Source organism: Fontisubflavum oceani (assembly GCF_030407165.1).
GTDB lineage: Bacteria > Pseudomonadota > Alphaproteobacteria > Rhodobacterales > Rhodobacteraceae > Rhodophyticola > Rhodophyticola oceani.
The window spans coordinates 934,504-958,552 of record NZ_CP129111.1 but is presented as its reverse complement, the minus strand read 5'-3'; the positions used below and the strand labels follow the sequence as shown (position 1 = coordinate 958,552).

The window sequence follows — 24,049 nt, the reverse complement described above, 5'->3', positions numbered from 1 at the left end:
CTCCTATGCCGATTGTAATTCTCGGCTCAGCATTTCTTGCGCCAGGTCGCGATATGCCAGGCTTCCGCGCGACATCGGATCATATTGCAACACCGGCATCGCGTAAGATGGCGCTTCACTTAACCGGACATTTCGCGGAATGCGGGTTTCGTAGACCAAATCGCCAAGCGTTTCGCGGGCATCTTCTTCGACCTGGTGCGAGAGATTATTGCGCTGATCATACATGGTCAGCACAATACCTTCGATCCGCAGGCCCGGGTTCGCCGTCTGCCGAACTTCGCGGATCGTCAGCATCAGTTGCGAAAGCCCCTCCAGCGCAAAGAACTCCGATTGTAGCGGGACCAGAACGGCATCTGCCGCAACCATCGCGTTCACCGTCAAAAGGTTGAGCGACGGCGGACAGTCGATCAAAACGATATCAAACTCTTTGGTCGCTTGATTGCTCAAGCTGTCTTTCAGCATGAAAACGCGGTTTTCATTGGAAACAAGCTCGATATCGGCAGAACTCAGATCCGTCGTGGCTGGCGCGATCCAGAGGTTTTCTTGCCCAGTCTCACTCACAATATCTGAGAGAGGGGTCTCCTCCAGGATCAGATCATAAGTTGTGAGATCCCTATTTCGGCTATCGATCCCAAGCCCGGTTGACGCATTCCCTTGCGGATCAAGGTCAAGGATCAAGGTGCGTTGACCTTCGAGGGCCAAAGCGGCCCCCAAATTGATCGCGGTCGTTGTTTTTCCGACGCCGCCCTTTTGGTTGGCGACGGCGATAATCCGGGCACGGTGGTGATCAGGCACGGGAAAGCTCTCCTATCCGATAGATCACAGCATTGGCGGCAGTTTGGCTGGCAAATGTCGTCACGTCCATGTGCCATTCTGTGCGGGCCGCGTCTAGCTCCGCCGCGTGCGATTCACCCTTTTGAAACAGGCAAATCCCGCCGGGCGCCAAATGTCGGTGCGATAAGTCACAGAGCCGAGACAGCGGCGCCAAGGCGCGCGCAGAGATGACATTTGCGGATTGGGGCGGCGCATCCTCGATCCGTCGTGTCAAAACCGCGATCTTCAAGCCGGTTTGCCGAGCAACCTCCCTCAAGAAGCTTCCTTTCCTAAGGTCGCTTTCAATAAAGCCAAACTGAAGTTCTGGCGCTTTCTCCGCGGCCAAAATGGCACAGACCAGGCCCGGAAAACCGCCGCCGCTCCCTAGATCAAGCCAGAGACCGGTATCGGTCAGGCGATGGGCGAAAACCTGGGCACTATCAAGGAAGTGCCTTTGCCAAAGATGATCCACCGTCGCGGGAGCAATCAGGTTGATGGCCTTTTGCCACTTCACCAACGCGGTGGCATAGGCTTCCAACCGTTCGAATGTTTCACGTGAAACATCGCGAGCAATGAGGGCGCGCGCGTCGTCTTCCGTCATGCGGATTTGCGCTCAGACTGGCGGATTTTCGTGAGTAAAAGCGTCAAAGCGGCTGGTGTCATGCCATCAATTCGACCGGCCTGCCCTAAGGTTCGGGGCCGAACTGTCACCAATTTGCCTTTGAGCTCGTTCGACAGCCCGTCAATTCCCTCAAACGAAAACCCATCCGGGATCGACAAGGCTTCGTCTCGTTTTAGCGCCGCGACATCCTTTGCCTGGCGCTCAATGTACTTCGCATAGAGAGCTTCGCGGCCAATCTGACTCCGGGTTTCTTGATCAAGCTCCATCAGCTCCGGCCAAATTTGATCAAGCGTTTCCATCTGAATGTCTGGAAACGCCAGAAGATCAATTGCCTTTCGTCGAACGCCGTCTTGGTTAATCCGCAACCCGTGAGAGCGCCCTTCGGTCGGCGACAACGACAGAGCATCCATTTGGGCATATCCCGCTGCCAAACGGTCCATCTTCTCCGAAAACTTCTGCTTCCGCGCGTCGGCGATGATCCCCAAATCACCTGCGAGGGGGTGAGCCGCTGATCTGCATTATCTGCACGAAGCGTCAATCGGAACTCCGCCCTTGATGTGAACATCCGATAGGGTTCCGTCACACCACGCGTTACGAGATCGTCGATCATCACACCGATGTAAGCTTGGCCCCGGCCCAAGATCACCTCGTCTTGGCCCAATGTCGTCCGCGCTGCGTTCAGACCGGCAACCAACCCTTGCGCAGCGGCTTCTTCGTATCCCGTCGTGCCGTTGATCTGCCCGGCAAGATACAACCCGGGCACCTCTTTCACCTGAAGCGTCGGTGATAGAGCGCGCGGGTCGACATAGTCATATTCTATGGCATAGCCGGGCTGCGTGATCTCTGCGTTTTCCAGGCCTCTGATCGAGTGCACATAGTCATCCTGCACTTCGACCGGGAGCGACGTTGAGATACCATTTGGATAGACCACATCGCTCTCAAGCCCCTCTGGCTCTAGGAAAATCTGGTGAGATTCCTTTTCCGCGAAGCGCACGATCTTGTCTTCGATCGACGGGCAATACCGCGGCCCAACACCGTCAATATGGCCGCCATACATCGCCGAACGATCAAGATTGGCGCGAATAATCTCATGGGTTCGCACATTCGTATGGGTGATTCCGCAGCTGATCTGCCGCACAAAAAGGCCATCAGACAGGAAGGAAAACATCGCCGGTTCTGCGTCGGCCGGTTGATGATCCAGGATATCCCAATTGATACTCTGGCGCTTCAACCGGGGCGGCGTTCCCGTCTTCAGGCGCCCAAGCGGCAAACCAAAACTGTCGATCCGTTCTGCCATTGGAATAGAAGGCTTGTCACCGATTCGCCCGCCTGGCTGTCGCTTATCACCAATGTGAATCACACCCCGCAGAAATGTTCCTGTCGTCAGAACGACCGCACCGGCACGAATTTCCGACCCATCAGCAAGAGATAAGCCGCAGACGCGACCGTCTCTCATCAGAAAATCAACCGCTTCGCCTTCGATAATCGACAGACGCGCGGTATTCCCCATGACGTCTTGCATCGCCTTACGATAAAGCGCCCGATCGGACTGGGTCCGCGGCCCCTGCACCGCCGGGCCCTTGCTGCGGTTGAGAAGACGGAACTGGATGCCTGACCGATCCGCCACCTGCCCCATAGCACCGCCAAGAGCATCGATCTCCCGGACAAGGTGCCCCTTACCCAATCCGCCGATCGCCGGGTTGCAAGACATGATCCCAATTGCGTCTCGCCGCAAAGTCACCAACGCGGTCTCCGCACCAGCGCGGGCCGACGCGAAGGCCGCATCGCTTCCGGCATGACCGCCACCCACGACGACAACATCAAAGTCCCAGTGTTTCACGTGAAACACTCCTATTTCCCGATGCAAAAACTGGCGAATATTTCGCCAAGAACCGCTTCAACATCAATCCGGCCAACCAGACCATCCAGCCGCCGCCCCGCCTCTCGAATATGCTCTGCGGCAAACTCCGCTCGATCCATACCCGATTCGACCTCCGACCGGCTAGCCACCAAAGCAGACAGCGCAGCAACCATCGCATCCCTGTGCCGGGCATGTGTCGCGGTCTCCGCCCGCGCCGCGCGGCTCAAAAGCTGATCTGTGATCTCATTAACCAGATCCGACACACCCGCCCCGGAAAGCCCGGACACACCACCAGATAAACTGGGGAAAAGATCCGCCTTCCCGATCCGAACGATATCTCCTTCCTCCAGATCAATCGGCACGACCTCGTCAGGCGTCGTTTTCAGATAGACCCGGAGATCAGCCGCCGCCGCCCGATCACGCGCGCGAGCGATCCCGATCTGCTCTATCTGATCCTGAGCCTCCCGCAACCCCGCCGTGTCCAACAAGGTCACCGCAAGCCCGCCAAGGTCCATGCGGACCTCGATCACATCCCGCGTCGTTCCAGCAATCTCGGATGTAATCGCCGCTTCTCGACCGGCGAGCGCATTCAGCAAAGTCGATTTTCCGGCATTCGGTGCCCCCAATATGGCCACTTCGAACCCATCTCGAATTCGCTCTGCCACATGACTGCCCGCGATCTCCTTTTCCAAGCTGTCGGAAACAACGCCAATCAGCCCCACTACCTCATCCGTCACATCGACCGGCACCTCTTCGTCAGCGAAATCGATTGTCGCCTCCAGAAGCGCCGCGGCTCGCAACAAAGCCCTACGCCACTCCTCAACGACATCCCCCAAACGCCCACTGAAGACTTTCATCGCCAGTCGTCGCTGCGCTTCGGTCTCGGCCTCGATCAACGCTCCGAGCCCTTCAACTTGCGCTAGATCGAGCCGGTCATTCATCAGGGCGCGGCGCGTGAACTCCCCGGCCTCCGCCGCACGGGCCAACCCCGTTTCCGCGAGGATCGACAACAAGCTTTTTACGACCGAGACACTGCCATGTGTTTGAAATTCAACAATATCTTCGCCTGTAAAGCTGTTTGGCCCAGAGAAAACAAGAACCAAGGCCTGATCAAGAACGTCTCCCGTCAACGACCGCAATGTACGAAGCCCGGACCGACGGACACCCGGCAAATCACCCGCAATTAAGCAAGCAACTTCATGAGCCTGCGGTCCAGACACCCGGATAACCGAAACGCCCGCACGGCCTGGCGCAGATGCCAGGGCAAAGATCGTATCCATGAGATCAGACCCCTAGGTCGGATAGCGTCAGGTGTTCATTGAATCGAAGAATTCCGAATTGGTCTTTGTCTGCTTGAGTTTCGAGATCAAGAACTCAATGGCATCCGTTGTCCCCATCGGGTTCAAAATCCGCCGCAGCACATAAGTCTTCTGCAGATCGCCCTTATCGACCAAGAGGTCCTCTTTCCGGGTTCCGGATTTGAGAATGTCCATCGCGGGGAAGACGCGTTTGTCGGCAACTTTCCGATCCAGAACGATCTCGGAGTTGCCCGTGCCTTTGAATTCTTCGAAGATCACCTCGTCCATCCGGCTGCCCGTATCGATCAAAGCCGTCGCGATGATGGTGAGCGAGCCGCCCTCTTCGATGTTCCGCGCGGCGCCGAAGAACCGTTTGGGACGCTGTAGCGCGTTGGCATCGACGCCACCAGTCAAGACCTTGCCAGAGGACGGCACAACCGTGTTGAACGCGCGACCAAGCCGCGTGATGGAGTCGAGCAGGATCACCACATCACGCTTGTGTTCCACCAAGCGCTTGGCTTTCTCGATCACCATCTCCGACACCGCGACGTGGCGCGTGGCCGGTTCATCAAAGGTGGAGGACACAACCTCACCCTTTACGCTCCGCTGCATATCTGTGACTTCTTCGGGCCGCTCGTCGATCAGCAAGACGATGAGATAGCATTCCGGGTGGTTCTGCTCGATTGAATGGGCGATGTTTTGCAGAATGACGGTCTTACCCGTCCGCGGCGGGGCCACAATCAAGGACCGCTGGCCTTTGCCGATCGGCGCAACCAAATCGATGATCCGGGCAGAGCGATCTTTGATCGTCGGATCCTCGATCTCCATCTTCAGACGCTCATCGGGGTAGAGCGGAGTCAGGTTGTCGAAGGCAATCTTGTGTTTCGCCTTGATCGGATCTTCGAAGTTGATCTTCGTGACCTTCACCAACCCGAAATAGCGTTCGTTTTCCCGGGGTGCGGCGATCACGCCTTCAAGCGTATCCCCGGTTCGCAAGCTGTGCTGTCGGATCATGTCTGGCGAGACATAAATATCATCTGGGCCCGGCAGGTAATTGGCTTCGGGCGAGCGCAAAAACCCAAACCCATCCTGCACAACCTCAAGAACACCGTCGCCGGAAATTTCCCAGCCATCCTCGGCGCGCTCTTTCAAGATCGAGAACATCATGTCGCCCTTACGCATCGTCGATGCGTTCTCGATCTCGAGCTCTTCTGCCATCGCAAGAAGGTCTTTGGGCGATTTGGCCTTGAGATCGGCCAGGTTCAATGTGGTCTCTGTCATGTCTGGAAAACACCATCTGGGCCCGCGATATCTCAAGCAGGCTGGATCATATAAGAATGGGAAGCGACAGGGCCGGACGGCCCATTGCGCTGCTCACATAGGAACTACGGCCTGCGAAGTCAACAAATCCTTCACATCGGCCGTGCAATCACGGAAACCACGATCACAACCATCAAAAGTGTCGGTACTTCGTTCATCAACCGATAGGTCCGACCAGTGCGGGTGTCTGTGCCCGCCAGAAGCTCTTTCCGTCGCAATCCGAGCCAGTGATGAAACCAGGTCATACCCAAGACAGCCGCGGCTTTGGTCCAAGGCCAAATCTCCGCCCAACTGATCACCCCCGGCGTGAAAACCAGCGCTAACCCGAATATCCAGGTGGAAATCATCGCCGGATTCATGATGAGCCGCAGCAGCTTGTGTTCCATGGTCTGGAACAACTCTGCGGTGTCGCCCGCCATGCCGACACGCTCGACATGGTAGACAAACAGTCTCGGCAAGTAAAACAGCCCGGCCATCCATGCGATCACTGAGATCACATGCAAGCTTTTGGTCCAGGGGTAGGCGGCACTCAGAAAGTCCAAGATCATGGCACGCTCCTTTGCCCCCCAATAAAAAAATAAAGAATAGAAGAAAAGATGATGTTGTATTTAGGCCGGGGATAACGGGGATAAGTGTGCCAAGCACAGCTTACTCAAGACATCATCCACAAAGCGATATTGCTGCCGCGTGGCACCGGCCAACTATCCACACTCCATATTTTATTAAATAAAACAAGTACTTACCTAGTATTAGTTCAAGGATATCTTTGGATACTTCCCATTATCCTTCATGTCAGGTCTCTCACCCACAGCAATATGTGGACGATCTACACACGTGGAACAGACATCGCGAAAATACCTCGGATGACGCGAAACAGGTGGTTGCATCCGAAGGCACGATTTATACCCGATTTGACCCACGTGGTTGCCCTGCCAGATATCCCCAGAACCATCCAGTGATCTCATGACCGAAGTCATCCTCGCATCCAGCTCCGCCGCGCGTCAGGCGATGTTGCGTCAAGCTGGTATCCCATTTGAAGCCGTGCCTGCCCGGGTCGACGAAGTCGCGATCAGGCAGTCTCTGGCCGCGGAAAGCGCAAGCCCGCGCGATGTTGCGGACACGCTGGCGGAGTACAAAGCCCGTCGGGTAGCGGAAAGGTTCCCTGATGCCTTGGTCATCGGGTGTGATCAGGTTTTGGAATTTAAAGGCCAGGTTCTCAGCAAACCGGAAAGCCTCGACGAGGCAAGAGCGCAGCTCCGTTTGTTAAGCGGTGGCAGGCATCAATTGCTGTCCGCCGTGGTGGTTTACCAAGATCTCAAACCTGTCTGGCGAACAGTAGGTCAAGTGCGGCTTATAATGCGCCCTGTGGGTGAGACCTATCTTGACGCGTATCTCGCCCGAAATTGGCCCGGTGTTGCGGATAGCGTCGGCGCTTACAAGTTGGAGGAAGAAGGCGCACGGCTTTTCTTGCGAGTCGAGGGTGATTACTTCACTGTTCTGGGGCTGCCACTTCTAGATCTGTGCGGGTTTCTAGTGAATCGGGGGATTATCGAAGGATGAGCAATGACTTGCTTCTGGCCGGCGTTATTGGAGATCCGATCGCCCATAGCAAATCTCCGACCCTCCATGGGCACTGGCTGAAACGTTATGGTATCGACGGTCATTATGTTCCGCTGAAAGTGGGTCATAAGGATCTGAAAAAATGCCTCCGTTTGCTGCCGCGGATGGGATTTCGCGGTATCAATGTAACGATCCCCCATAAAGAGCAGGTTCTGGCTTTGGCCGATTCCGTCACGGACCGGGCCGCGCTTATTGGAGCCGCCAACACCATCACGTTCTTGAGCAACGGGACTATCCAAGCAGACAATACCGATGGGGTCGGGTTCTTGCAGAACCTTCATCAGAATGCACCAGATTGGCGCGCCGACACTGGTCCAGCTTTGGTTCTAGGTGCTGGCGGCGCGGCCCGGGCCATTGTCTCCGCGCTTCTCACTGACGGTGCGCCCGAAGTCATCGTGGTCAACCGGACAAGGGCCCGGGGCGAGGCTTTGCGAGATCAACTGGGCGCCCGGGTCAACGTGATGGACTGGACCCGTATTCCGGACCTGCTGCCCGAGATCGACTGTTTGGTGAACACCACATCCTTGGGAATGGAAAACGGCCAACCGCTCAACATCGACCTATCGAAGATCCGGCCGACCACTTTGGTTACAGATATCGTCTACACGCCCTTGCGGACCCCTCTTTTGAGCCAGGCCGACGCCATTGGATGCCCAACCGTCGACGGTCTTGGCATGTTGCTGCATCAGGCCGTTCCGGGGTTTGAAAGGTGGTTTGGAAAACTGCCTGAGGTCGATGAAGACCTGCGCCAGGCCGTCCTTTCCGCATGAGCTACCGTCTCGGTCTCACTGGCTCCATCGGGATGGGCAAATCGACCACCGCTGAGTTTTTCCGCGAAGCTGGCGTACCGGTTTGGGATGCGGACGACGCTGTCCATCGCCTTTACGCTGCTGATGGCGCCGCTGTCGGTCCAATCTCCAATCTCTGCCCCGACGCAATCCAAAACGGTGCCGTTGATCGCGCCGCACTCAAAGCCTGGATAGCGGCGGATGACAGCGCGTTACAGAAGATCGAATCTGTGGTTCACCCGCTGGTCGCCGCTGATCGGGCGCAATTTCTATTGGATCATGCCGACGCGCCAATTCTGTTGCTCGACATACCGCTCCTCTTCGAGACAAACGCCGAAACTTGGCTCGATGGCGTTCTGGTTGTCACCACGTCGCCCGAAGAGCAACGCCGCCGTGTGATGACGCGCCCAGGTATGGATGAAGAGACGTTTCAAACCATCCTTGCGCGTCAAACGCCTGACGCCGAAAAGCGCGCCCGCGCAGATTTCGTCATTGAAACGATAAGTCTTGAACAAACCCGCGCGGCGGTTGAGACTCTGATTGCCAAAATAACGGAGCGCCTTGATGCGTGAAATCGTCCTCGACACCGAAACCACGGGATTTGAACCGTCCGAGGGACATCGCATTGTCGAGATCGGCGCCGTGGAACTGTGGCAGCATGTGCCGACCGGTCGCACCTATCACCAATACATCAACCCAGAACGCGAAATGCCCACCGAGGCGTTTAAGTGCATGGGTTGGGGGACGATTTTCTACGTGACAAACCGCTCTTCGCGGCAATCGCTCAGGATTTTCTGGATTTCGTCGCAGACGGCGTTTTGGTGATCCACAACGCGTCCTTTGACATGAGATTTCTCAATGCCGAGCTGGGCTGGGCCAGGAAGCCCTTAATTCCCGATACGCAGGCGCTGGATACGCTCGCGATTGCGCGGCGGAAGTTTCCGGGGTCTCCCGCTTCTCTGGATGCGCTATGCCGCCGGTTTGGAGTCGATAACAGTGCCCGGGAGAAACACGGCGCGCTTCTCGACAGCGAAATCCTGGCCGAGGTTTATTTGGAGTTGATCGGTGGTCGACAGCCAGATTTCGGACTGACCGCGTCGCCGGTGCAAACCGCGCAAGCGAGTAGTAGCGGATGGCGGGCTTATCCGCGCCCCGCGCCATTGGCCAGCCGCCTCTCGGAACAAGAGGCGGCCGATCATGCGAGATTTGTCGAAGAACTGGGTGAAGACGCCGCTTGGGCGCGCTTCACCTGATCACGCGTCGGCTTTTTTCTGGGCTTCCGCGCGGCGCGCGAGTTCATTGCGATAGATCGCCAGGAAATCCATGTTTTCCAAGTTCAGCGGCGGGAAGCCGCCATCGCGGGTGATGTCTGACACAATCCGACGCAAGAACGGGAACAACATCCGCGGGCATTCGATCATCAGAAAGGGATGCAACTGCTCTTGCGGTACGTTGTCGACCTGGAAGATCCCAACATAATCCATCTCGATCAGGAAAATCGGCTGAGGCGTCTCATCTTTGGTCTTCGAGTCGATCTTCAGCTTCACAATCACGTCATATTGGTTCTCTGCATCACGCTTGCGCGCGTCGAGCGCCACCTGAACCTGAATGTCGGGCTGTGTCTGCGTCTGGATCGCCTTTTGCGCGGCGATGTTTTCGAAGGACAGATCGCGGATGAACTGCCCGAGAATTTGCATCCGTGGGGGCACCGGTTGTTGCGCCTGTGCTTCGGGGGCGGCGGCGCCGTTTTCTTCGGCCATGAGGAACTCCGATTAATAAGGTTGCGATCCTGTAGCAGTCTGGGTCGGAACCCTCAATGGCGTCTCCAGCCCGATGGGCCCTGTCGTGGTGTTTCGTCGACTTCGAACTCACCTTCAATGACGTCGGACTGCGCCGAACGCCGGTCATCGGAGGTCCATTGCGCCTGCCCTGCAACGACGGATGACACGGTGATCCGTTTTTGCAACTCCCGAAAAACCAGGCTGCGGAACCCTGGCACAAGCAGCGCGAAGCCCACCGCATCGGTGAAAAAACCCGGCGTCAGAAGAAGCGCGCCCGAGAAGAGAATCATCGCCCCATGAGCCAAAGGCTCTGTCGGATCATTCAAAGCGCCGAAACTCTGTCGCAGCTTCTCAATCGCCTGCCGCCCTTGAGATCGCACAAGCCACGTCCCCAGGATCGCGGTCAGAACCACGACGCCAAGCGTGGGCCACAGGCCGATCAGCCCGCCAATCTGGATGAACAAAGCGATTTCGATCAGCGGAACCATTAGAAACAGCACAAAGAGCCACATGTTCTTTCCTATTCGTCGCCTCTTGGGCCGATTGCGGCGCTTGCGCCAATGGACTTGACCGGCCCCCTCACCTACATATGTGCCACGAACAAGCCGATAAAGCCCCCGTGCGCTCAACCGAGGATACCTTATGAATTCGCCCTTTATCTCGCTTCTGGTTCTGGCCGGGATTGCGGTTTTCTTGATCCTGAGATTGCGGAGCGTTCTGGGCACGCGGGAAGGCTTCGAAAAGCCACCGACGCCGCGCGTCGATCCAGCGGCCAATGCGCGGCGCGATTTTGAGGTGATCGATGGCGGCCCGGATCGCGACATCACCGATCATGTGGAAGATGGCAGTGATGCCGCCAAGGCGCTGGCGGCAATGAAACTGGCCGAGCCAGGGTTTTCCGTCAGCGAGTTTCTGGGCGGCGCGCGCGGCGCCTATGAAATGATCCTCATGGCCTTCGAAAATGGCGATGTCGACGGGTTGCGCCCGTTCTTGGCCGAAGATGTGATGGAGACCTTTGAAACGGTGATCCAGCAACGCGAAGAGCAAGGTCTATCGATTGACGCTAGCTTCGTCGGTATCCGGGAATTGGCGCTTCATGACGCGAGCTTTGACCGGGGCACCAGCACCGGCGAAGTGAGCGTGCGATTTGTCGGTGAGCTGACATCCGTGGTCCGCAACGCAAGCGGCGAGGTGGTCGAAGGCGACCCGACCGAGATCAAACGCCAGCGCGACATCTGGACCTTCTCGCGGCAAATGGGCAGTTCCGATCCGAATTGGATCCTGGTGGCCACCGGCGGATGATCCATGCGCGGCCGCATGACAGCCCTCATGCTGGCAGCGTCGATGAGTGTGGCAATGCCGGGCAGTGCTGAGCCGACCGCACAGGTTTTGGAGTTTTCCGACCTGCGAGGTTGGGCCGACGATGACCACAACGCCGCGCTGGATGTCTTTCTCAACACCTGCATGGATATGCGCGACAGCGAGTGGCAATCGCTTTGTGCGCTGGCGCAATCCCAAACCAATGCGCGCGGGTTTTTTGAGCTGTTTTTTCGACCGGTCCTGATCGGTGGCGAAAACACGGCGCTATTCACCGGGTATTTCGAACCAGAACTTGATGGCTCCCGCCGCCAAACAGCACGGTTCCGCTATCCGCTTTATCGTTTGCCGCCGGAAGTAGACGGGCTTTGGCGCACACGCGCCGAGATCGAAGAGTTCGGATTACTCGAAGGACGTGGGTTGGAAATCGCCTGGGTCGATGATCCGGTCGAGGTTTTCTTCCTTCAGATTCAAGGCTCTGGCCGGGTGCGATTGGCCGAAGGTGGTTATCTGCGCGTGGGATATGGCGGGCGAAATGGGCATCAATACCGCTCGATCGGGCAAGAAATGGTCAGGCGCGGGATCTATGAGCCGCATCAGGTCTCGGCGCAGGTGATTCAGTCCTGGGTGCGGCGTAATCCGGTCGAGGGGCAGGAACTGCTCCGTCACAACCCGTCTTATGTGTTCTTTCGCGAGGTCCAGATTTCTGATCCAAGCGATGGACCGCTTGGGGCAATGAATCGCTCGATCACCCCGCATCGAACCATCGCAGTCGACCCGGATTACACGCCTCTTGGTGCGCCAGTTTGGATCGAAAAAGGGGGCGAGACACCGATCCGTCGCTTGATGATCGCGCAAGATACCGGCAGCGCGATCCAAGGCGCGCAACGCGCGGATATCTTCTATGGCCCAGGGGATCAGGCTGGTCGAGAAGCGGGCCGTATCCGCGACCCGGGCCGGATGATCGTGTTGCTGCCGATAGAGATCGCCCATCGCATGGTGCCGGACGCCTGAGATGGGAGGGCGGAAACGGAAAGCTCTAAGCGCGGAAGACAAAGCTCTTTGGGACCGTGTCGCGCGCAGCACAAAACCGATGCGGAACCCGAAAATCGCGGACGGAACCTTTCAGGATCACCCTGTCGATGCCGGCGTGAAACCTTCTCCAAAGGTCCGGGTGAAAGACTTCCATATTGGCGAACGCGCCAGCACATCTCTTCCAAACCCACAGATTAGCCCAGCCTTGACGGAGCGCTTAGCCCACGCACCGGTTAAGATGGATCATGGACTGCATCGGCAGATGATCCGTGGCAAACTCAAGCCCGAGGCGCGGCTCGATCTGCATGGGCTGACCCTTGCGGACGCGCATCCGCGCCTCATCCACTTCATCCAGAGTGCGGCGGCAGAGCAGAAGCGGCTGGTCTTGGTGATCACCGGTAAAGGCAAGGATCGCGACGATCCTGGCCCGATCCCGATCCGCCGGGGTGTGTTGCGCCATCAGGTTCCAGCCTGGCTCAACGCTCCGCCGCTTGGCGCGCTGGTATTGGATATCCGGCAAGCACATATTCGCCATGGGGGCGACGGCGCTTACTACGTTTACCTCCGACGCATGCGTTAAAGATTCGGCGTCAATATCACCTGTGTCGCGTTTTGCAGGCTCAGCACCGTCCCCGGCAAAAGGCCAATCGGGCTGTTATCTTGCCCCTCAAAGGCGGAATTCACAGCTTCGGCGCGGCTCAAGAGCCGGATCATCGCGGGAGACGTCACGACCGTGTTGTGGTTGAGCGCATCGCCGCCCCGGAATTCCGACACATCAATCAAGGTTACATTAAACTCTGCCACGTCCTCGATTGTGCCGATATTGCCTAGGCGTGAAGGTTCGCCGCTCACCAGCGCCGAGAGCCGCAAGGCCCGATCCCGTTGGGATGTGAAAATGAAGAATGGCTCAGGCAGCGGGCTAAGCCGTGCCGCTTGGCTTCTAAAGACCTGCACGTCGATATCGGGTGACATCAGGACCACGCCGCTGATCCGGTCGATGATATCATGCGCCCCCGCGATACGGAGTTGGCGCAAGCTTTCCATCAGCAATTCCGAACCGACCGAATGGGCAACCAGCACCATATTGTGAGAGCCGGTGCGCGCAATTTCCCGCAAGAACTGTTCCAACCCATCCCGCGCAAAGAGGGCGCTGTCGCGATCATATGCATATCCAAAGGGCGAGCTAAGGCTGGGCCACGAGTAATGCACGGCCACGCCGGGGATCTCGAAATCATGGCGAATCTGCGCGGTCCGGTAGAGCCCGTCGGCAAACGTGTTGTTGAACCCATGGACAAACACCATGACTTCGCGGGCCTCAGCGGGTTGGGCGGCGACAGCAGCGCGGAGACCAGCGCGGAAAGCGGTCGCATCCCGAAACCGATCCGCTTGCGTGACAACGAAGTCTTCTTCGATATCCACCTCGCCCTGAGGCCAGCTCACCTCACCGATTTCACGATTGGGCGGTATCGCGACATCGAACTGGGTAAAGCCAAGCCCCTCGAGCCGCTCGCTTGTGAAGCTGGCGCCGTCATAAACGCGGCTACTGGCGACGAAAACCCGCTCGATCTGGCTGACATCTCTGGCGCTGGGCGCGATGACCAGCGCTGCGCGGGGTGCGCAGGACGCGAGCGTCAGGAGTGCCAAAACTGCGAGATACCGTGTCACAAAATCGCTGCTCAAAATCTCTGTCTTGGGCGTTCTACAACACGTAGCGGCTCAAATCAGCGGATTTCATCAAGGCGCCGAGGTTTTTCTCAACAAAGCTGCCATCGACGACAATCGCCTCGCCGGATCGATCGGGTGCAGTGAAGCTCAACTCCTCAAACACCCGTTCCATCACGGTATAAAGCCGCCTTGCACCGATGTTCTCGACGTCTTGATTCACCTCGGCGGCAATCCGCGCAAGGGCCGCGATCCCATCTTCGGTGAAGCTGACCTCGACCTCTTCCGTCGCCATCAGCGCGGTATATTGCAGGGTCAGCGCGTTGTCGGTTTCGGTCAGGATGCGCACAAAATCCTCTTCGGTCAGGGCGCGCAATTCCACACGGATCGGCAAACGGCCCTGAAGCTCGGGCAGCAAGTCAGAGGGTTTGGCGATATGGAACGCGCCGGATGCGATGAAAAGGATATGATCGGTTTTGACCGGCCCGTGTTTCGTGCTGACGGTTGTGCCTTCGATCAATGGCAACAGGTCCCGTTGCACCCCTTCGCGAGACACATCCGCGCCGCGGGCATCTGAACGCGCCGACACTTTGTCGATCTCATCGATAAACACGATCCCGTTTTGCTCGACAGCGCGGAGCGCTTCGCGGGTAACGGTTTCCTGATCCAGGAGCTTGTCGGCCTCCTCGTCAATCAAGAGATCATAACTGGCGGCAACGCTCATCTTTTTGCGCACTGTGCGCCCGCCAAAGGCTTTGCCAAACAGATCCCCAAGATTCATTCCACCAGGCATGCCGCCCATCCCGCCAGGTTGACCGGGAATCTCAAACATCGGCATCGGATTGGAGGTATCAGCGACTTCCAGCTCAATCACCGTATCATCCAGCTCCCCGGCGCGGAGCTTTTTGCGGAACATCTCGCGGGTCTGTTCGCGGGCATCTGTTCCGGCGAGGGCTTCGATAACCCGATCCTCCGCCGCATCATGAGCCTTGGCTTTCACCTCGTCGCGCATCTGTTCGCGGATCATGATTTGCGCCGCATCCACCAGATCGCGGATGATCTGCTCGACGTCGCGGCCAACATAGCCGACCTCAGTGAATTTAGTCGCCTCAACCTTGATAAACGGGGCGCGCGCCAGCTTGGCCAGGCGCCGCGAGATTTCGGTCTTCCCAACCCCGGTGGGTCCGATCATCAAGATGTTCTTCGGGTAGACCTCGTCGCGCAGATCGTCGGCCAATTGCTTCCGCCGCCACCGGTTACGCAGGGCAACGGCGACGGCGCGCTTGGCGTCTTTCTGGCCGATGATGAACCGGTCAAGTTCTGAGACAATCTCGCGCGGGGTCAGGTCAGTCACGTAGCAGGCTCCTCAGAGGTCATTAGGGTCCAGGGCGGAAGGCGATCCTTGCCCGGGAAATGTGGCAGGGCGTCCATCAGATTGCGGCGCAAGACTTCCCATTTTGCACCGAGAAGGACCAGGCCAACGCCCAAAAGCAGGATCGCGAGAAAGGCGTTGCCCTCCATCACCGTGATCGACAGCGCGACGATGTAGCCGACACCGGACACGAGGAAGGAGCGCCGGTCGATCACCACCGCGAAGATCGCCATGAGAGCGACGAACCCGACCAGCAGCAGTTGCGCCATCACCGTCCCGACATCGAACAGCGACAGCGCGACAGTGTTCACGATGGCGGGCGCCGCGATCACATGCAGCCAGAACCCGCTGGCCGCGCGCCGGGTGATCCGATGTGGATCGCTCATATCAAAGCGCAGCGCGACAATCAGGCCGACGATGCCGAGAACCATGGTCAGAATCGCAAATGGCCCTTCGCCGGTCAGCAGGAACAGATCGCTCGGATCTGTCGGGACCGTGCCGCCAAGGGTGACAAAGCCAAAAGCCGTCGCAAATGTGCCAAGCGCGATCAGCGCCATGGTGTGAACGGCACGCGGAAAACGGCGTAATAGCCAATCAGCAGCAGTGTAGAGATGCCGGCGGAAAGCGTCAGCGCGAGTGGGAACTCCGCATCCACCATCCAACCCAGCCCAAGGCCGAATTGCCCTGCACCAAGCGCAAAGAAGATTGCCAGCGCAATTGAGGGGGCGACCATACGCCGGACCAAAGTGAAATACCGGGCCAAAAGCGCCACGGCGCCCATCGACATCAGCGAATAGACAATCGCCAGAACATAGCCGACTTCCGCGCTCACGAAGCTCAGACCGGTCAGCCCGACCCAGCCGGAATACAGAATCACCAGCCCGACAACGATAAAAATCTCATTGAAGCCGCGGAACAGCTCGAACGGCTCATCAAGCCCCGACATATGCTCCCGCGCGCCGCGCCGCGCATCGCCAAGCGCGATCAGCGAGGCGGCTTGCGCTTCGGAAATCATCCCCGAACCGACGGCGGCGCGGATGTCATCGCGGTTGATGTCGCTCATTTTGAGATCTGCTCAATGGTCAGATTGCCGTTGGTATAGACACAGATATCCGCCGCGATTTGCATGGCACCCCGTGCGATCTCTTCGGCGGATTTGTCGCCGTCGATCATCGCCCGCGCGGCAGCGAGCGCGTAGTTCCCGCCCGAGCCAATGGCCGCGATGCCATGTTCAGGCTCCAACACATCGCCCGCGCCGGTGATCACATAAAGTGCGGCCCCATCGGTGACGATCAACATCGCTTCGAGCTTTTGCAGGTATTTGTCCGTCCGCCAATCTTTGGCCAACTCGACGCTCGCGCGCTGCAACTGACCGGGCGTGGCTTCAAGCTTGGTTTCCAGCCGCTCCAGCAACGTGAACGCATCCGCCGTCGAGCCAGCGAAGCCGCAAACCACGTCATACCCTCCGGGCGAAAGCCGCCGCACTTTACGTGCGCTGCCTTTGATCACTGTCTGGCCGAGGCTCACCTGCCCGTCGCCCGCGACCACAACTTCGTTGCCCTTGCGCACCCCGATAATGGTGGTGCCGTGCCAGCCGGGGAAATCCGAATTGTTCATGCCGTCTCCTTCACTTGGCTCTATATGGACGGGGGATCGACGCGGAACAAGTTCTGGGCGCGCGGTTCACCGGCAGAGTCAGACTGCGCGATCACCAAAAATGCTGACGGCATGGTCGCGCAGGTAGATTTGCAGCCAAGGCGTGAAACTGCCGGGGTTTTCCATCACTTGCGCGCCAAGCTGATCAAGCGGCTGCCAAATCGTATCCATGACCTCGCTGGGGTTTGGCGCGGGTTGCACATTTTGGGCCAGAGTGCCCACAAAGATATCCACAACCTCATGTTCAATCATCCCACTACCGACATCAGCGCGATACTCAACCTGGCCGCGGTATTCGAGCGTCATTGGTGGCAGTCCAAGCTCTTCACCCAGACGCCGGGTCGCACAATCCAAAGCGCTTTCGCCCCAATGAGGGTGCGTGCAGCAGGTATTCGCCCAAAGCCCCGGTGTATGGTATTTTTCTAAAGCGCGCCTCTGCAACAAAGTCTGCCCATCTCGCATCACAAAAACCGATACCGCCCGGTGCCTCAGGCCCTCGCGATGGGCTGTTAACTTTTCCACAGGGGTCAATTCGCCATCGATCCAAGCAGGGATCAGGATGGGAGTCGCAGTCTTATCTGTCTGATCAGTCATAAATAATGACCTCGGGATTTGAGCAGGTATGGTCGGCGCATTTGAGTTCCAGCGCTGTATGCAAAATCTTGGACCGATTAACCATCTTTCGCTTGATCGCCTCTGCGTCAGACCTTCCTCCGAGCGTGACGACACTACAGGCCTGAAGCGCCGTCTCATGCTCCGGCATCTGCCAAAGAAGGGCGTGATGACCACCCTCAAAACTGCCTATAGTATAAATATGGTTCAAAACCGCCTTGACGTCCAACTTCGACGAACTGCGAACTCATGAGCCACGCACCACCTATGCTAGGTTTGGATCACCGCCGGATATGTGATTGGCGCTATGTCGCAGAGGGCAAAAAAGCAGTGTGGCCCCGGCAGGTTTGGACTAGGTATACGTAGGAACGTGTTTCGGAAATGGAGACTACCTATGAACCGTACGATGATCCTTGCTGCGGCTGCTTCTGTTCTGATGGCGCCCACGGCCTTTGCCGAGAGCCATGAAGGAATGGCGCCGTCCGGTGACGCCGCTGCCGGTGAAGCGGCGTTTCGTCAGTGCATCGCCTGCCATGTGGTGGCGAATGCTGATGGCGAAGTGTTGGCTGGCCGCAACGCACGGACAGGCCCGAACCTTTATGCAATCTCGGGCAGCACCGCCGGAACAGTGGAAGGTTTCCGCTATTCTGGGTCGATGGTCGAAGCGGGCGAAGGTGGTCTTGTTTGGGATGAGGAAAGCTTTGTCGCCTATGTGATGGACCCGACCGGGTTCCTGCGTGAAACGCTTGACGACAATGGCGCGCGCGGCTCGATGAGCTTCCGTGTGCGGTCTGAGGAAGATGCCGCCAATCTCTACGCCTATATCGCGTCGCTTTCGACAGCGATGGAATAGGAACGCACTGTCATAGGCTACAAAAAAGGGCGCCGATATTGGCGCCCTTTTTCTTTGATTTATCGCGCGTTCTAAGCGAGCGTCCGCTCCACCTCTTCGCGTTCGAAGATCTCGATCACATCGCCCGCGCGAATATCATCGTAGTTTTCAAAGGCCATCCCGCATTCCTGACCGGAGGTGACTTCTTTCACCTCGTCCTTGAAGCGTTTCAGCGTCTTCAATGTGCCCTCATGGATCACGACATTGTCCCGCAGCAGGCGCACACCGGCCGACCGGCGGGCAACGCCCTCGGTGACCAAGCAACCCGCGACATTGCCAACGCCAGAGACACGGAAGACCTCTTTGATCTCAGCATAGCCGATGAAGTTCTCCCGAACTTCTGCCGAAAGCAGACCCGAGGCGGCCGATTTCACATCGTCGACCAGATCGTAGATCACCGAGTAATAGCGAATCTCAACGCCCTTCTGGTTGGCGCTGTTCCGAGCGGGTGCATTTGCCCGAACATTGAAGCCAATCACCGGGGCACCCGAGGCTTCGGCCAGGCCGATGTCGGATTCGGTGATGGCGCCGACGCCCGAATGCAGTACCCGGACGCGGACCTCCTCATTGCCGATCTTCTCCATTGCCTGGATGATCGCCTCGGCGGAGCCTTGCACATCTGCTTTCACCACGATGGGCAGTTCGGCGACATTCTCGTCCTCTTTGGCCTTGGCCAAAAGCTGATCAAGCGTTGTGGCAGCCCCTGCGGCAGCGCGTTTCTCTTTGGCGGCGTTCTCGCGATATTCCGCGATTTCGCGCGCCTGCGCCTCGGTGTCGACCACGTTCAGCACATCGCCGGCCTCCGGCGTGCCGTTCAGGCCCAGCACCTCAACCGGAACGGACGGCCCGGCCTCTTTCACGCGTTCGCCTTTGTCATTGACCAGCGCGCGGACCTTGCCCCACTGCTCGCCGACGACGAAGATATCGCCCTGTTTCAGGGTGCCATTCTGCACCAGAACGGTTGCGACAGGGCCGCGGCCCACATCCAACTGCGCCTCGATGACCGCACCGGAGGCCGCGCGTGCTGGGTTGGCTTTCAGTTCGAGAATCTCGGACTGCAACGCGATGGCTTCCAGAAGCTCATCCAACCCCTGACCAGAGATCGCCGAGACCTCAACATCCTGGACCTCGCCGGACATCTTTTCGACGATCACCTCATGCTGAAGCAAATCGGTCCTGACTTTGTCTGGGTTTGCCTCAGGCTTGTCGATCTTGTTGATCGCTACGATCATCGGCACTTCTGCCGCTTTCGCGTGGTTGATCGCCTCGATCGTCTGCGGCATCACCGCGTCATCGGCAGCAACCACAAGCACAACAATATCCGTCACTTGTGCACCACGGGCGCGCATCGACGTGAATGCTGCGTGGCCCGGTGTGTCGAGGAAGCTGAGCAACTGCCCGCTATCGGTTTTGACCTGATAGGCCCCGATATGCTGGGTGATGCCGCCCGCTTCGCCAGCCACAACCTTGGCGTTGCGGATCGCGTCCAACAACGACGTTTTACCGTGATCCACGTGGCCCATGATGGTGATAACCGGGGCGCGGGGCTCAAGATCTTCGTCCTTGTCCTCAACCTGGTCGATCACATCTTCCACATCGGCGTCGGACACCCGCACAACTTTGTGGCCAAACTCTTCGATGATCAGCTCGGCGGTATCGGCGTCGATCGCTTGGTTCTGGGTGACCATCAACCCGTTTTGCATCAACGCTTTGACAACATCGGCCACGCGTTCTGCCATCCGGTTCGCCAGTTCCGAGACGATGATCGTCTCAGGCACCTGAACATCACGCACGATCTTTTCACGCTCAACCTGACCGCCCATCGCCTTCTGACGTGCGCGTTCCTGTTTCCGCTTCATCGCGGCCATAGAACGTTGCCGGCCACCTTCGCCGCCCGTGAGGGCTTGGTTCACCGTCAGCTTGCCCGAGCGGCGGCCATCGCCACCACGGTCGCCCTTGCCCGACCGGTCGCGTTTGTCGTCGCGGTCATTATCGCGGCGCCCTGGTGTCGCGGCGGGCCGACCGCCGCCACGCGGTGCCGATGGCTCGGCGACAGCGGCGGCTGCTGGTGCTTCGGCGGGTGGTGGTGCGTTGCGGCGCGCCTCTTCTTCCTTGCGGCGGCGCTCTTCTTCCTCGGCCCGAGCTTTCAGCGCTTCCTCGCGCTCGCGCTCTTCGCGCTCTTTGGCCTCGATCTCTGCCCGGCGGCGGGCACGCTCTTCTTCGCGGCTTTTCTCTTCTTGCTCACGGCGCTGCGCGTCTTCGGCCTCGCGGGCCTTAGCGGCCTGCAACGCTTTCAGACGGCGCTCCATCTCGCTATCGGACACGCCACTTGCCCGCTTGCCGCCCTCAGCTTGGGCCGCCGCGGCGGTGCCGGGCTTGGGCACCATCACGCGCTTGCGCTTGGTTTCCACCACGACACTTTTGGTCCGCCCCCGTGAAAAGCTTTGATTCACGCGGCCACTGCGGGCACCGCCCGACAGGCCAAGGGGCTTCTTTCCGTCTTGATCGCTCATGCGTCCGTCTTTTCCTTCCCGGCGGCGGTTCCGCCGATTGCCTTACGCAGGCCTTGCAGCTTTGCGGCCTCCTCTACAACACGTGGCGTGAGTCCACCAGCGGCAAGCGCGCCATGTATCACACTTTGGCGCCCGAATGCCAAACCCAATTCCTGGGCCGTCAAACAGCCGAAAAATCGGCCACCTTCGGGGGTCCAAAGCTTCGTTTTTCCACGCTCCGAGCCGTCAGAGGCCTGGAGCAGAACTTTGGCGCGGCCTTCGGCCAGCCAGCCCTTCACCTTCTCGAACCCGGCGACCGCATATCCGCCCTTGCGGCTCAGCGCGATCAGGTCGGTCAAGCGCCGGGTTAGAACCGTATCGACCTGCGCCCGCAGGTCATCCGGCACCGTCACCTGCATTTTCGCGCCGCGCGAAAACAGCTTCTTCTTAATCGCCAGCTCCAGCGCCTCCGCGTCGGCGCTGACCCAAATGCCCCGCCCAGGCAAGCGTTCCAGAATGTCTGGCACCACCTGCCCCTCGGGGCCGATGACAAACCGGATCAGACCCGCCTTGGGCTGGGTCTCTCCGGTGGCGATGCAGCGCCTCTCGGCTTCATCGCGGGTTTTGGTCCGGCCGCCGCGGGTCATTCCGCGTCTCTCCGAGGCCTGCGATCAGGCCCCGGCCTCCTCGGCTTCGCCTTCGGCAGCAGCTTCCGCATCCGCGGCCGCTTTCGCTTCAAGCTCCTCAATGGTCACCCAGCCCAATTGCAGGCGTGCGGTCATCACCATGTTCTGGGCTTCCTCCAGGCTGACATCGAAGCTTTCCAACACGCCATCGTCTTTGACGCGTTCGCCATCCACCGTGGTCCAGCCGCCAGCGAGCTCCCAATCGGCGCAGGTTGCAAAATCATCCAATGACTTCACACCGTCTTCGCCCAGGGCCACCAGCATTTGGGGTGTCAGCCCCTCAAAATCAATGAGGCTCTGCTCCACGCCCAACTCTTTTGCCTTTTCCAGCGCGAGTTTGTTCTGCTCTTCCAGATAGTCGCGGGCGCGGGCCTGCAATTCATCCGCCGTGGCTTCGTCGACACCGTCAATGACCAGAAGCTCTTCCTGCTCGACATAAGCCACCTCTTCCAGCGAGGTGAAGCCTTCCGAGACCAGAAGTTGGGCAAAGAACTCATCGAGATCCAGCGTGTCCATGAAGACTTTGGTGCGCTCGGCAAACTCGGCCTGACGGCGCGCGCTTTCTTCTTCCTCGGTCAGGATGTCGATATCGAGACCGGTCAACTGGCTGGCCAGACGCACGTTTTGACCGCGACGGCCAATGGCCAGCGACAGCTGCTCATCGGGCACAACCACTTCGATCCGCTCGGCGTCTTCGTCCAGAACAACCTTGGTCACTTCAGCAGGCTGAAGCGCGTTGACCAAGAAGGTCGGCGCGTCCTCGTTCCACGGGATGATGTCGATCTTTTCGCCTTGAAGCTCGTTCACAACGGCCTGCACGCGGCTTCCGCGCATACCAACGCAGGCACCAACCGGATCGATCGAGTTGTCATAGGAGATCACCGCGATCTTGGCGCGGCTGCCCGGGTCACGGGCGACGGCCTTGATCTCGATGATGCCGTCATAAATCTCTGGCACTTCCATCTTGAACAGCTCGGCCATGAACTCCGGCGCGGTGCGCGAAAGGAAAATCTGCGGCCCGCGCGTCTCGCGGCGCACATCCTTGATGTAGCAGCGAATCCGATCGTTCGGGCGATAGCTCTCGCGGCCGATCTTCTCGTTCCGGCGCAACACGCCCTCGCCCCGGCCAATATCGACGATGACATTGCCGTATTCCTCGCGCTTGACGACCCCGTTGATGATGGTGCCGGCGCGGTCTTGGAACTCCTCGAACTGACGATCACGTTCGGCTTCGCGGACCTTCTGCAAGATCACCTGCTTGGCCGATTGCGCCGCGATCCGGCCCATCTCAACCGGCGGCACTTCGTCGATCAGCATGTCGCCCACTTCGGCATCGGCCTTGTAGGGCTTGGCTTGCTCGACGGTCAGCTCGGCCTTCTCATTCTCAACCGCATCATCTTCGACCACGGTGCGCACGCGGGTGAAGGTCGCCTTACCGGTCTTGCGGTCAATCGACACGCGAATGTCCAACTCCGAGCCATAGCGGCTCTTCGCGGCGCGGGCGAGGCTCTCTTCCATCGCTTCGACCACCAGTTCCGGGTCGATCATCTTCTCGCGGGCCACAGCTTCGGCCGTTTGCAAAAGCTCCAGCTGGTTTGCTGATGTAATTGCCATGGGATCAGTCCTCCGCCTTATCGGCTTCTTCGGTTTCTATCTCGTCAAATTGGGTCTCGTCGACGATGCCCGCCGCCTTGCGCTGGCGCAGCATCTCGGTGATTAGCGTCGGTCAGAACCAGCTTCGCATCGCTTAGCCAGTCGAAATGCAGCCCAATCGTGCCCTCGGTCACGTTGATCAACACTTCGTCGCCTTCGACGCCCGCCAACACACCTTTGAAGCGGCGGCGCCCGTCGATCATCTCGGTGGTTTCGAGTTTAACCTCATAGCCTTCAAAGGTCTCGAAATCCTTGAGCCGGGTCAAAGGCCGGTCAATCCCGGGGCTGGACACTTCCAAAGTGTACGCATCCTCCAGCGGGTCTTCCACATCCAGCGTCGCACTGACGGCGGTCGAAATCTGCGCGCACTCATCCACCTCGATCCCGCCTTCGGGACGCTCGGCCATGATCTGCAACGTATTGGTTTTGCCGCCCATCAGGCGAATCCGCACCACTTCAAACCCCATGTCTTCGATGACAGGGGTCAGGATCTCCGCCATCCGGCGGTCAATCGATGTTTTGGCGACGAGGTCAGACATCTTTGGTCCAAGCACAAAAAAACGGGCGCG

Annotated in this window: 23 protein-coding genes and 3 pseudogenes; 8 read left to right on the top strand and 18 right to left on the bottom strand. The window is 58.6% G+C overall.

All coding sequences use genetic code 11. The features are described from left to right. Positions 1-3 precede the first annotated feature (3 nt). From QTA57_RS04890 to hemJ, 6 genes and pseudogenes are all read right to left on the bottom strand, one after another. A complete protein-coding gene (locus QTA57_RS04890) occupies positions 4-795 on the bottom strand; it encodes a ParA family protein (RefSeq protein ID WP_145213674.1) in 792 nt (263 codons plus the stop codon). Continuing rightward, positions 788-1,414: a 16S rRNA (guanine(527)-N(7))-methyltransferase RsmG gene (gene rsmG, locus QTA57_RS04885; RefSeq protein WP_290153952.1), complete on the bottom strand. Its 627-nt coding sequence runs from the start codon at positions 1,412-1,414 to the stop codon at positions 788-790. Before rsmG ends, QTA57_RS04890 begins: the two co-directional genes overlap by 8 nt. Continuing rightward, positions 1,411-3,284, bottom strand: a pseudogene (gene mnmG / locus QTA57_RS04880) (tRNA uridine-5-carboxymethylaminomethyl(34) synthesis enzyme MnmG). The gene rsmG and the pseudogene mnmG overlap by 4 nt, the downstream one beginning before the upstream one ends. Before the next feature lie 2 nt (positions 3,285-3,286). Next, the gene (mnmE, locus tag QTA57_RS04875) at positions 3,287-4,576 is read right to left on the bottom strand and encodes a tRNA uridine-5-carboxymethylaminomethyl(34) synthesis GTPase MnmE (RefSeq protein ID WP_290153951.1); all 1,290 of its coding nucleotides are present in this window, start codon (positions 4,574-4,576) and stop codon (positions 3,287-3,289) included. 27 nt (positions 4,577-4,603) lie between these two features. Further along, positions 4,604-5,875: a transcription termination factor Rho gene (gene rho / locus QTA57_RS04870; RefSeq protein ID WP_145213662.1), complete on the bottom strand. Its 1,272-nt coding sequence runs from the start codon at positions 5,873-5,875 to the stop codon at positions 4,604-4,606. Positions 5,876-6,006: 131 nt separating this feature from the next. Beyond that, entirely contained in the window at positions 6,007-6,462 is a 456-nt protein-coding gene (hemJ, locus tag QTA57_RS04865) for a protoporphyrinogen oxidase HemJ (protein ID WP_290153950.1), read from the bottom strand. 415 nt (positions 6,463-6,877) lie between these two features. Between hemJ and QTA57_RS04860 the strand changes: the two genes are divergently transcribed. The 4 genes and pseudogenes from QTA57_RS04860 to dnaQ all read left to right on the top strand — a co-directional run bounded on the left by QTA57_RS04860 (position 6,878) and on the right by dnaQ (position 9,575). Beyond that, complete coding sequence (locus QTA57_RS04860) at positions 6,878-7,474, top strand: Maf family protein (protein WP_290153949.1); 597 nt, start codon at positions 6,878-6,880, stop codon at positions 7,472-7,474. Then, positions 7,471-8,304 carry a shikimate dehydrogenase gene (locus tag QTA57_RS04855; protein ID WP_290153948.1) on the top strand — a complete coding sequence of 278 codons (834 nt, stop codon included), beginning with the start codon at positions 7,471-7,473 and terminating at the stop codon, positions 8,302-8,304. The genes QTA57_RS04860 and QTA57_RS04855 overlap by 4 nt, the downstream gene beginning before the upstream one ends. Further along, positions 8,301-8,894, top strand: a complete 594-nt coding sequence (coaE, locus tag QTA57_RS04850) for a dephospho-CoA kinase (protein WP_290153947.1) — start codon at positions 8,301-8,303, stop codon at positions 8,892-8,894. Before QTA57_RS04855 ends, coaE begins: the two co-directional genes overlap by 4 nt. Next, a pseudogene (dnaQ, locus tag QTA57_RS04845) lies at positions 8,887-9,575 on the top strand (DNA polymerase III subunit epsilon). Before coaE ends, dnaQ begins: the two are co-directional and overlap by 8 nt. Here the strand turns inward: dnaQ and secB are convergent. Continuing rightward, the gene (secB, locus tag QTA57_RS04840; RefSeq protein WP_145213643.1) at positions 9,576-10,082 is read right to left on the bottom strand and encodes a protein-export chaperone SecB; all 507 of its coding nucleotides are present in this window, start codon (positions 10,080-10,082) and stop codon (positions 9,576-9,578) included. A 53-nt stretch (positions 10,083-10,135) separates the two neighbouring features. Next, a complete protein-coding gene (locus tag QTA57_RS04835) occupies positions 10,136-10,615 on the bottom strand; it encodes an FxsA family protein (protein ID WP_290153946.1) in 480 nt (159 codons plus the stop codon). A 130-nt stretch (positions 10,616-10,745) separates the two neighbouring features. On the opposite strand from QTA57_RS04835, the gene QTA57_RS04830 reads away from it, so the two are divergent. From QTA57_RS04830 to QTA57_RS18300, 3 genes are all read left to right on the top strand, one after another. Beyond that, complete coding sequence (locus tag QTA57_RS04830) at positions 10,746-11,405, top strand: Tim44/TimA family putative adaptor protein (RefSeq protein WP_290153945.1); 660 nt, start codon at positions 10,746-10,748, stop codon at positions 11,403-11,405. Positions 11,406-11,420: 15 nt separating this feature from the next. Continuing rightward, a complete protein-coding gene (gene mltA, locus QTA57_RS04825) occupies positions 11,421-12,434 on the top strand; it encodes a murein transglycosylase A (RefSeq protein ID WP_290153944.1) in 1,014 nt (337 codons plus the stop codon). A gap of 259 nt (positions 12,435-12,693) precedes the next feature. After that, positions 12,694-13,035 (top strand): Smr/MutS family protein, encoded by a 342-nt coding sequence (locus QTA57_RS18300; protein WP_330696752.1) that lies wholly within the window; start codon positions 12,694-12,696, stop codon positions 13,033-13,035. Here QTA57_RS18300 and QTA57_RS04815 read toward each other — a convergent pair. The 6 genes from QTA57_RS04815 to idi all read right to left on the bottom strand — a co-directional run bounded on the left by QTA57_RS04815 (position 13,032) and on the right by idi (position 17,739). Continuing rightward, positions 13,032-14,135, bottom strand: coding sequence for an alpha/beta hydrolase (locus QTA57_RS04815; RefSeq protein ID WP_290153942.1), 1,104 nt, complete (start codon positions 14,133-14,135; stop codon positions 13,032-13,034). The genes QTA57_RS18300 and QTA57_RS04815 overlap by 4 nt on opposite strands. A 19-nt stretch (positions 14,136-14,154) precedes the next feature. Then, a complete protein-coding gene (gene hslU, locus QTA57_RS04810) occupies positions 14,155-15,471 on the bottom strand; it encodes an ATP-dependent protease ATPase subunit HslU (RefSeq protein WP_290153941.1) in 1,317 nt (438 codons plus the stop codon). Further along, entirely contained in the window at positions 15,468-16,046 is a 579-nt protein-coding gene (locus QTA57_RS18295; RefSeq protein ID WP_330696751.1) for a hypothetical protein, read from the bottom strand. The genes hslU and QTA57_RS18295 overlap by 4 nt, the downstream gene beginning before the upstream one ends. After that, positions 16,037-16,552 (bottom strand): hypothetical protein, encoded by a 516-nt coding sequence (locus QTA57_RS18290; RefSeq protein WP_330696750.1) that lies wholly within the window; start codon positions 16,550-16,552, stop codon positions 16,037-16,039. The genes QTA57_RS18295 and QTA57_RS18290 overlap by 10 nt, the downstream gene beginning before the upstream one ends. Beyond that, positions 16,549-17,106 (bottom strand): ATP-dependent protease subunit HslV, encoded by a 558-nt coding sequence (hslV, locus tag QTA57_RS04800; RefSeq protein ID WP_290153940.1) that lies wholly within the window; start codon positions 17,104-17,106, stop codon positions 16,549-16,551. The genes QTA57_RS18290 and hslV overlap by 4 nt, the downstream gene beginning before the upstream one ends. Positions 17,107-17,184: 78 nt before the next feature. Continuing rightward, entirely contained in the window at positions 17,185-17,739 is a 555-nt protein-coding gene (gene idi, locus QTA57_RS04795; RefSeq protein WP_290153939.1) for an isopentenyl-diphosphate Delta-isomerase, read from the bottom strand. Between the two features lie 412 nt (positions 17,740-18,151). Here idi and QTA57_RS04790 point away from each other — a divergent pair, with 412 nt between their 5' ends. Next, positions 18,152-18,610, top strand: a complete 459-nt coding sequence (locus QTA57_RS04790; protein ID WP_290153938.1) for a c-type cytochrome — start codon at positions 18,152-18,154, stop codon at positions 18,608-18,610. Positions 18,611-18,681: 71 nt separating this feature from the next. Here the strand turns inward: QTA57_RS04790 and infB are convergent, their stop codons facing one another. From infB to rimP, 4 genes and pseudogenes are all read right to left on the bottom strand, one after another. Continuing rightward, positions 18,682-21,162: a translation initiation factor IF-2 gene (gene infB / locus QTA57_RS04785; protein ID WP_145213612.1), complete on the bottom strand. Its 2,481-nt coding sequence runs from the start codon at positions 21,160-21,162 to the stop codon at positions 18,682-18,684. Then, positions 21,159-21,788, bottom strand: a complete 630-nt coding sequence (locus tag QTA57_RS04780; RefSeq protein ID WP_290153937.1) for an RNA-binding protein — start codon at positions 21,786-21,788, stop codon at positions 21,159-21,161. Before QTA57_RS04780 ends, infB begins: the two co-directional genes overlap by 4 nt. Before the next feature lie 24 nt (positions 21,789-21,812). Further along, positions 21,813-23,441 carry a transcription termination factor NusA gene (gene nusA, locus QTA57_RS04775; protein ID WP_171559042.1) on the bottom strand — a complete coding sequence of 543 codons (1,629 nt, stop codon included), beginning with the start codon at positions 23,439-23,441 and terminating at the stop codon, positions 21,813-21,815. 4 nt (positions 23,442-23,445) lie between these two features. Continuing rightward, positions 23,446-24,019: pseudogene (gene rimP, locus QTA57_RS04770) on the bottom strand (ribosome maturation factor RimP). Between the last annotated feature and the right edge of the window lie 30 nt (positions 24,020-24,049).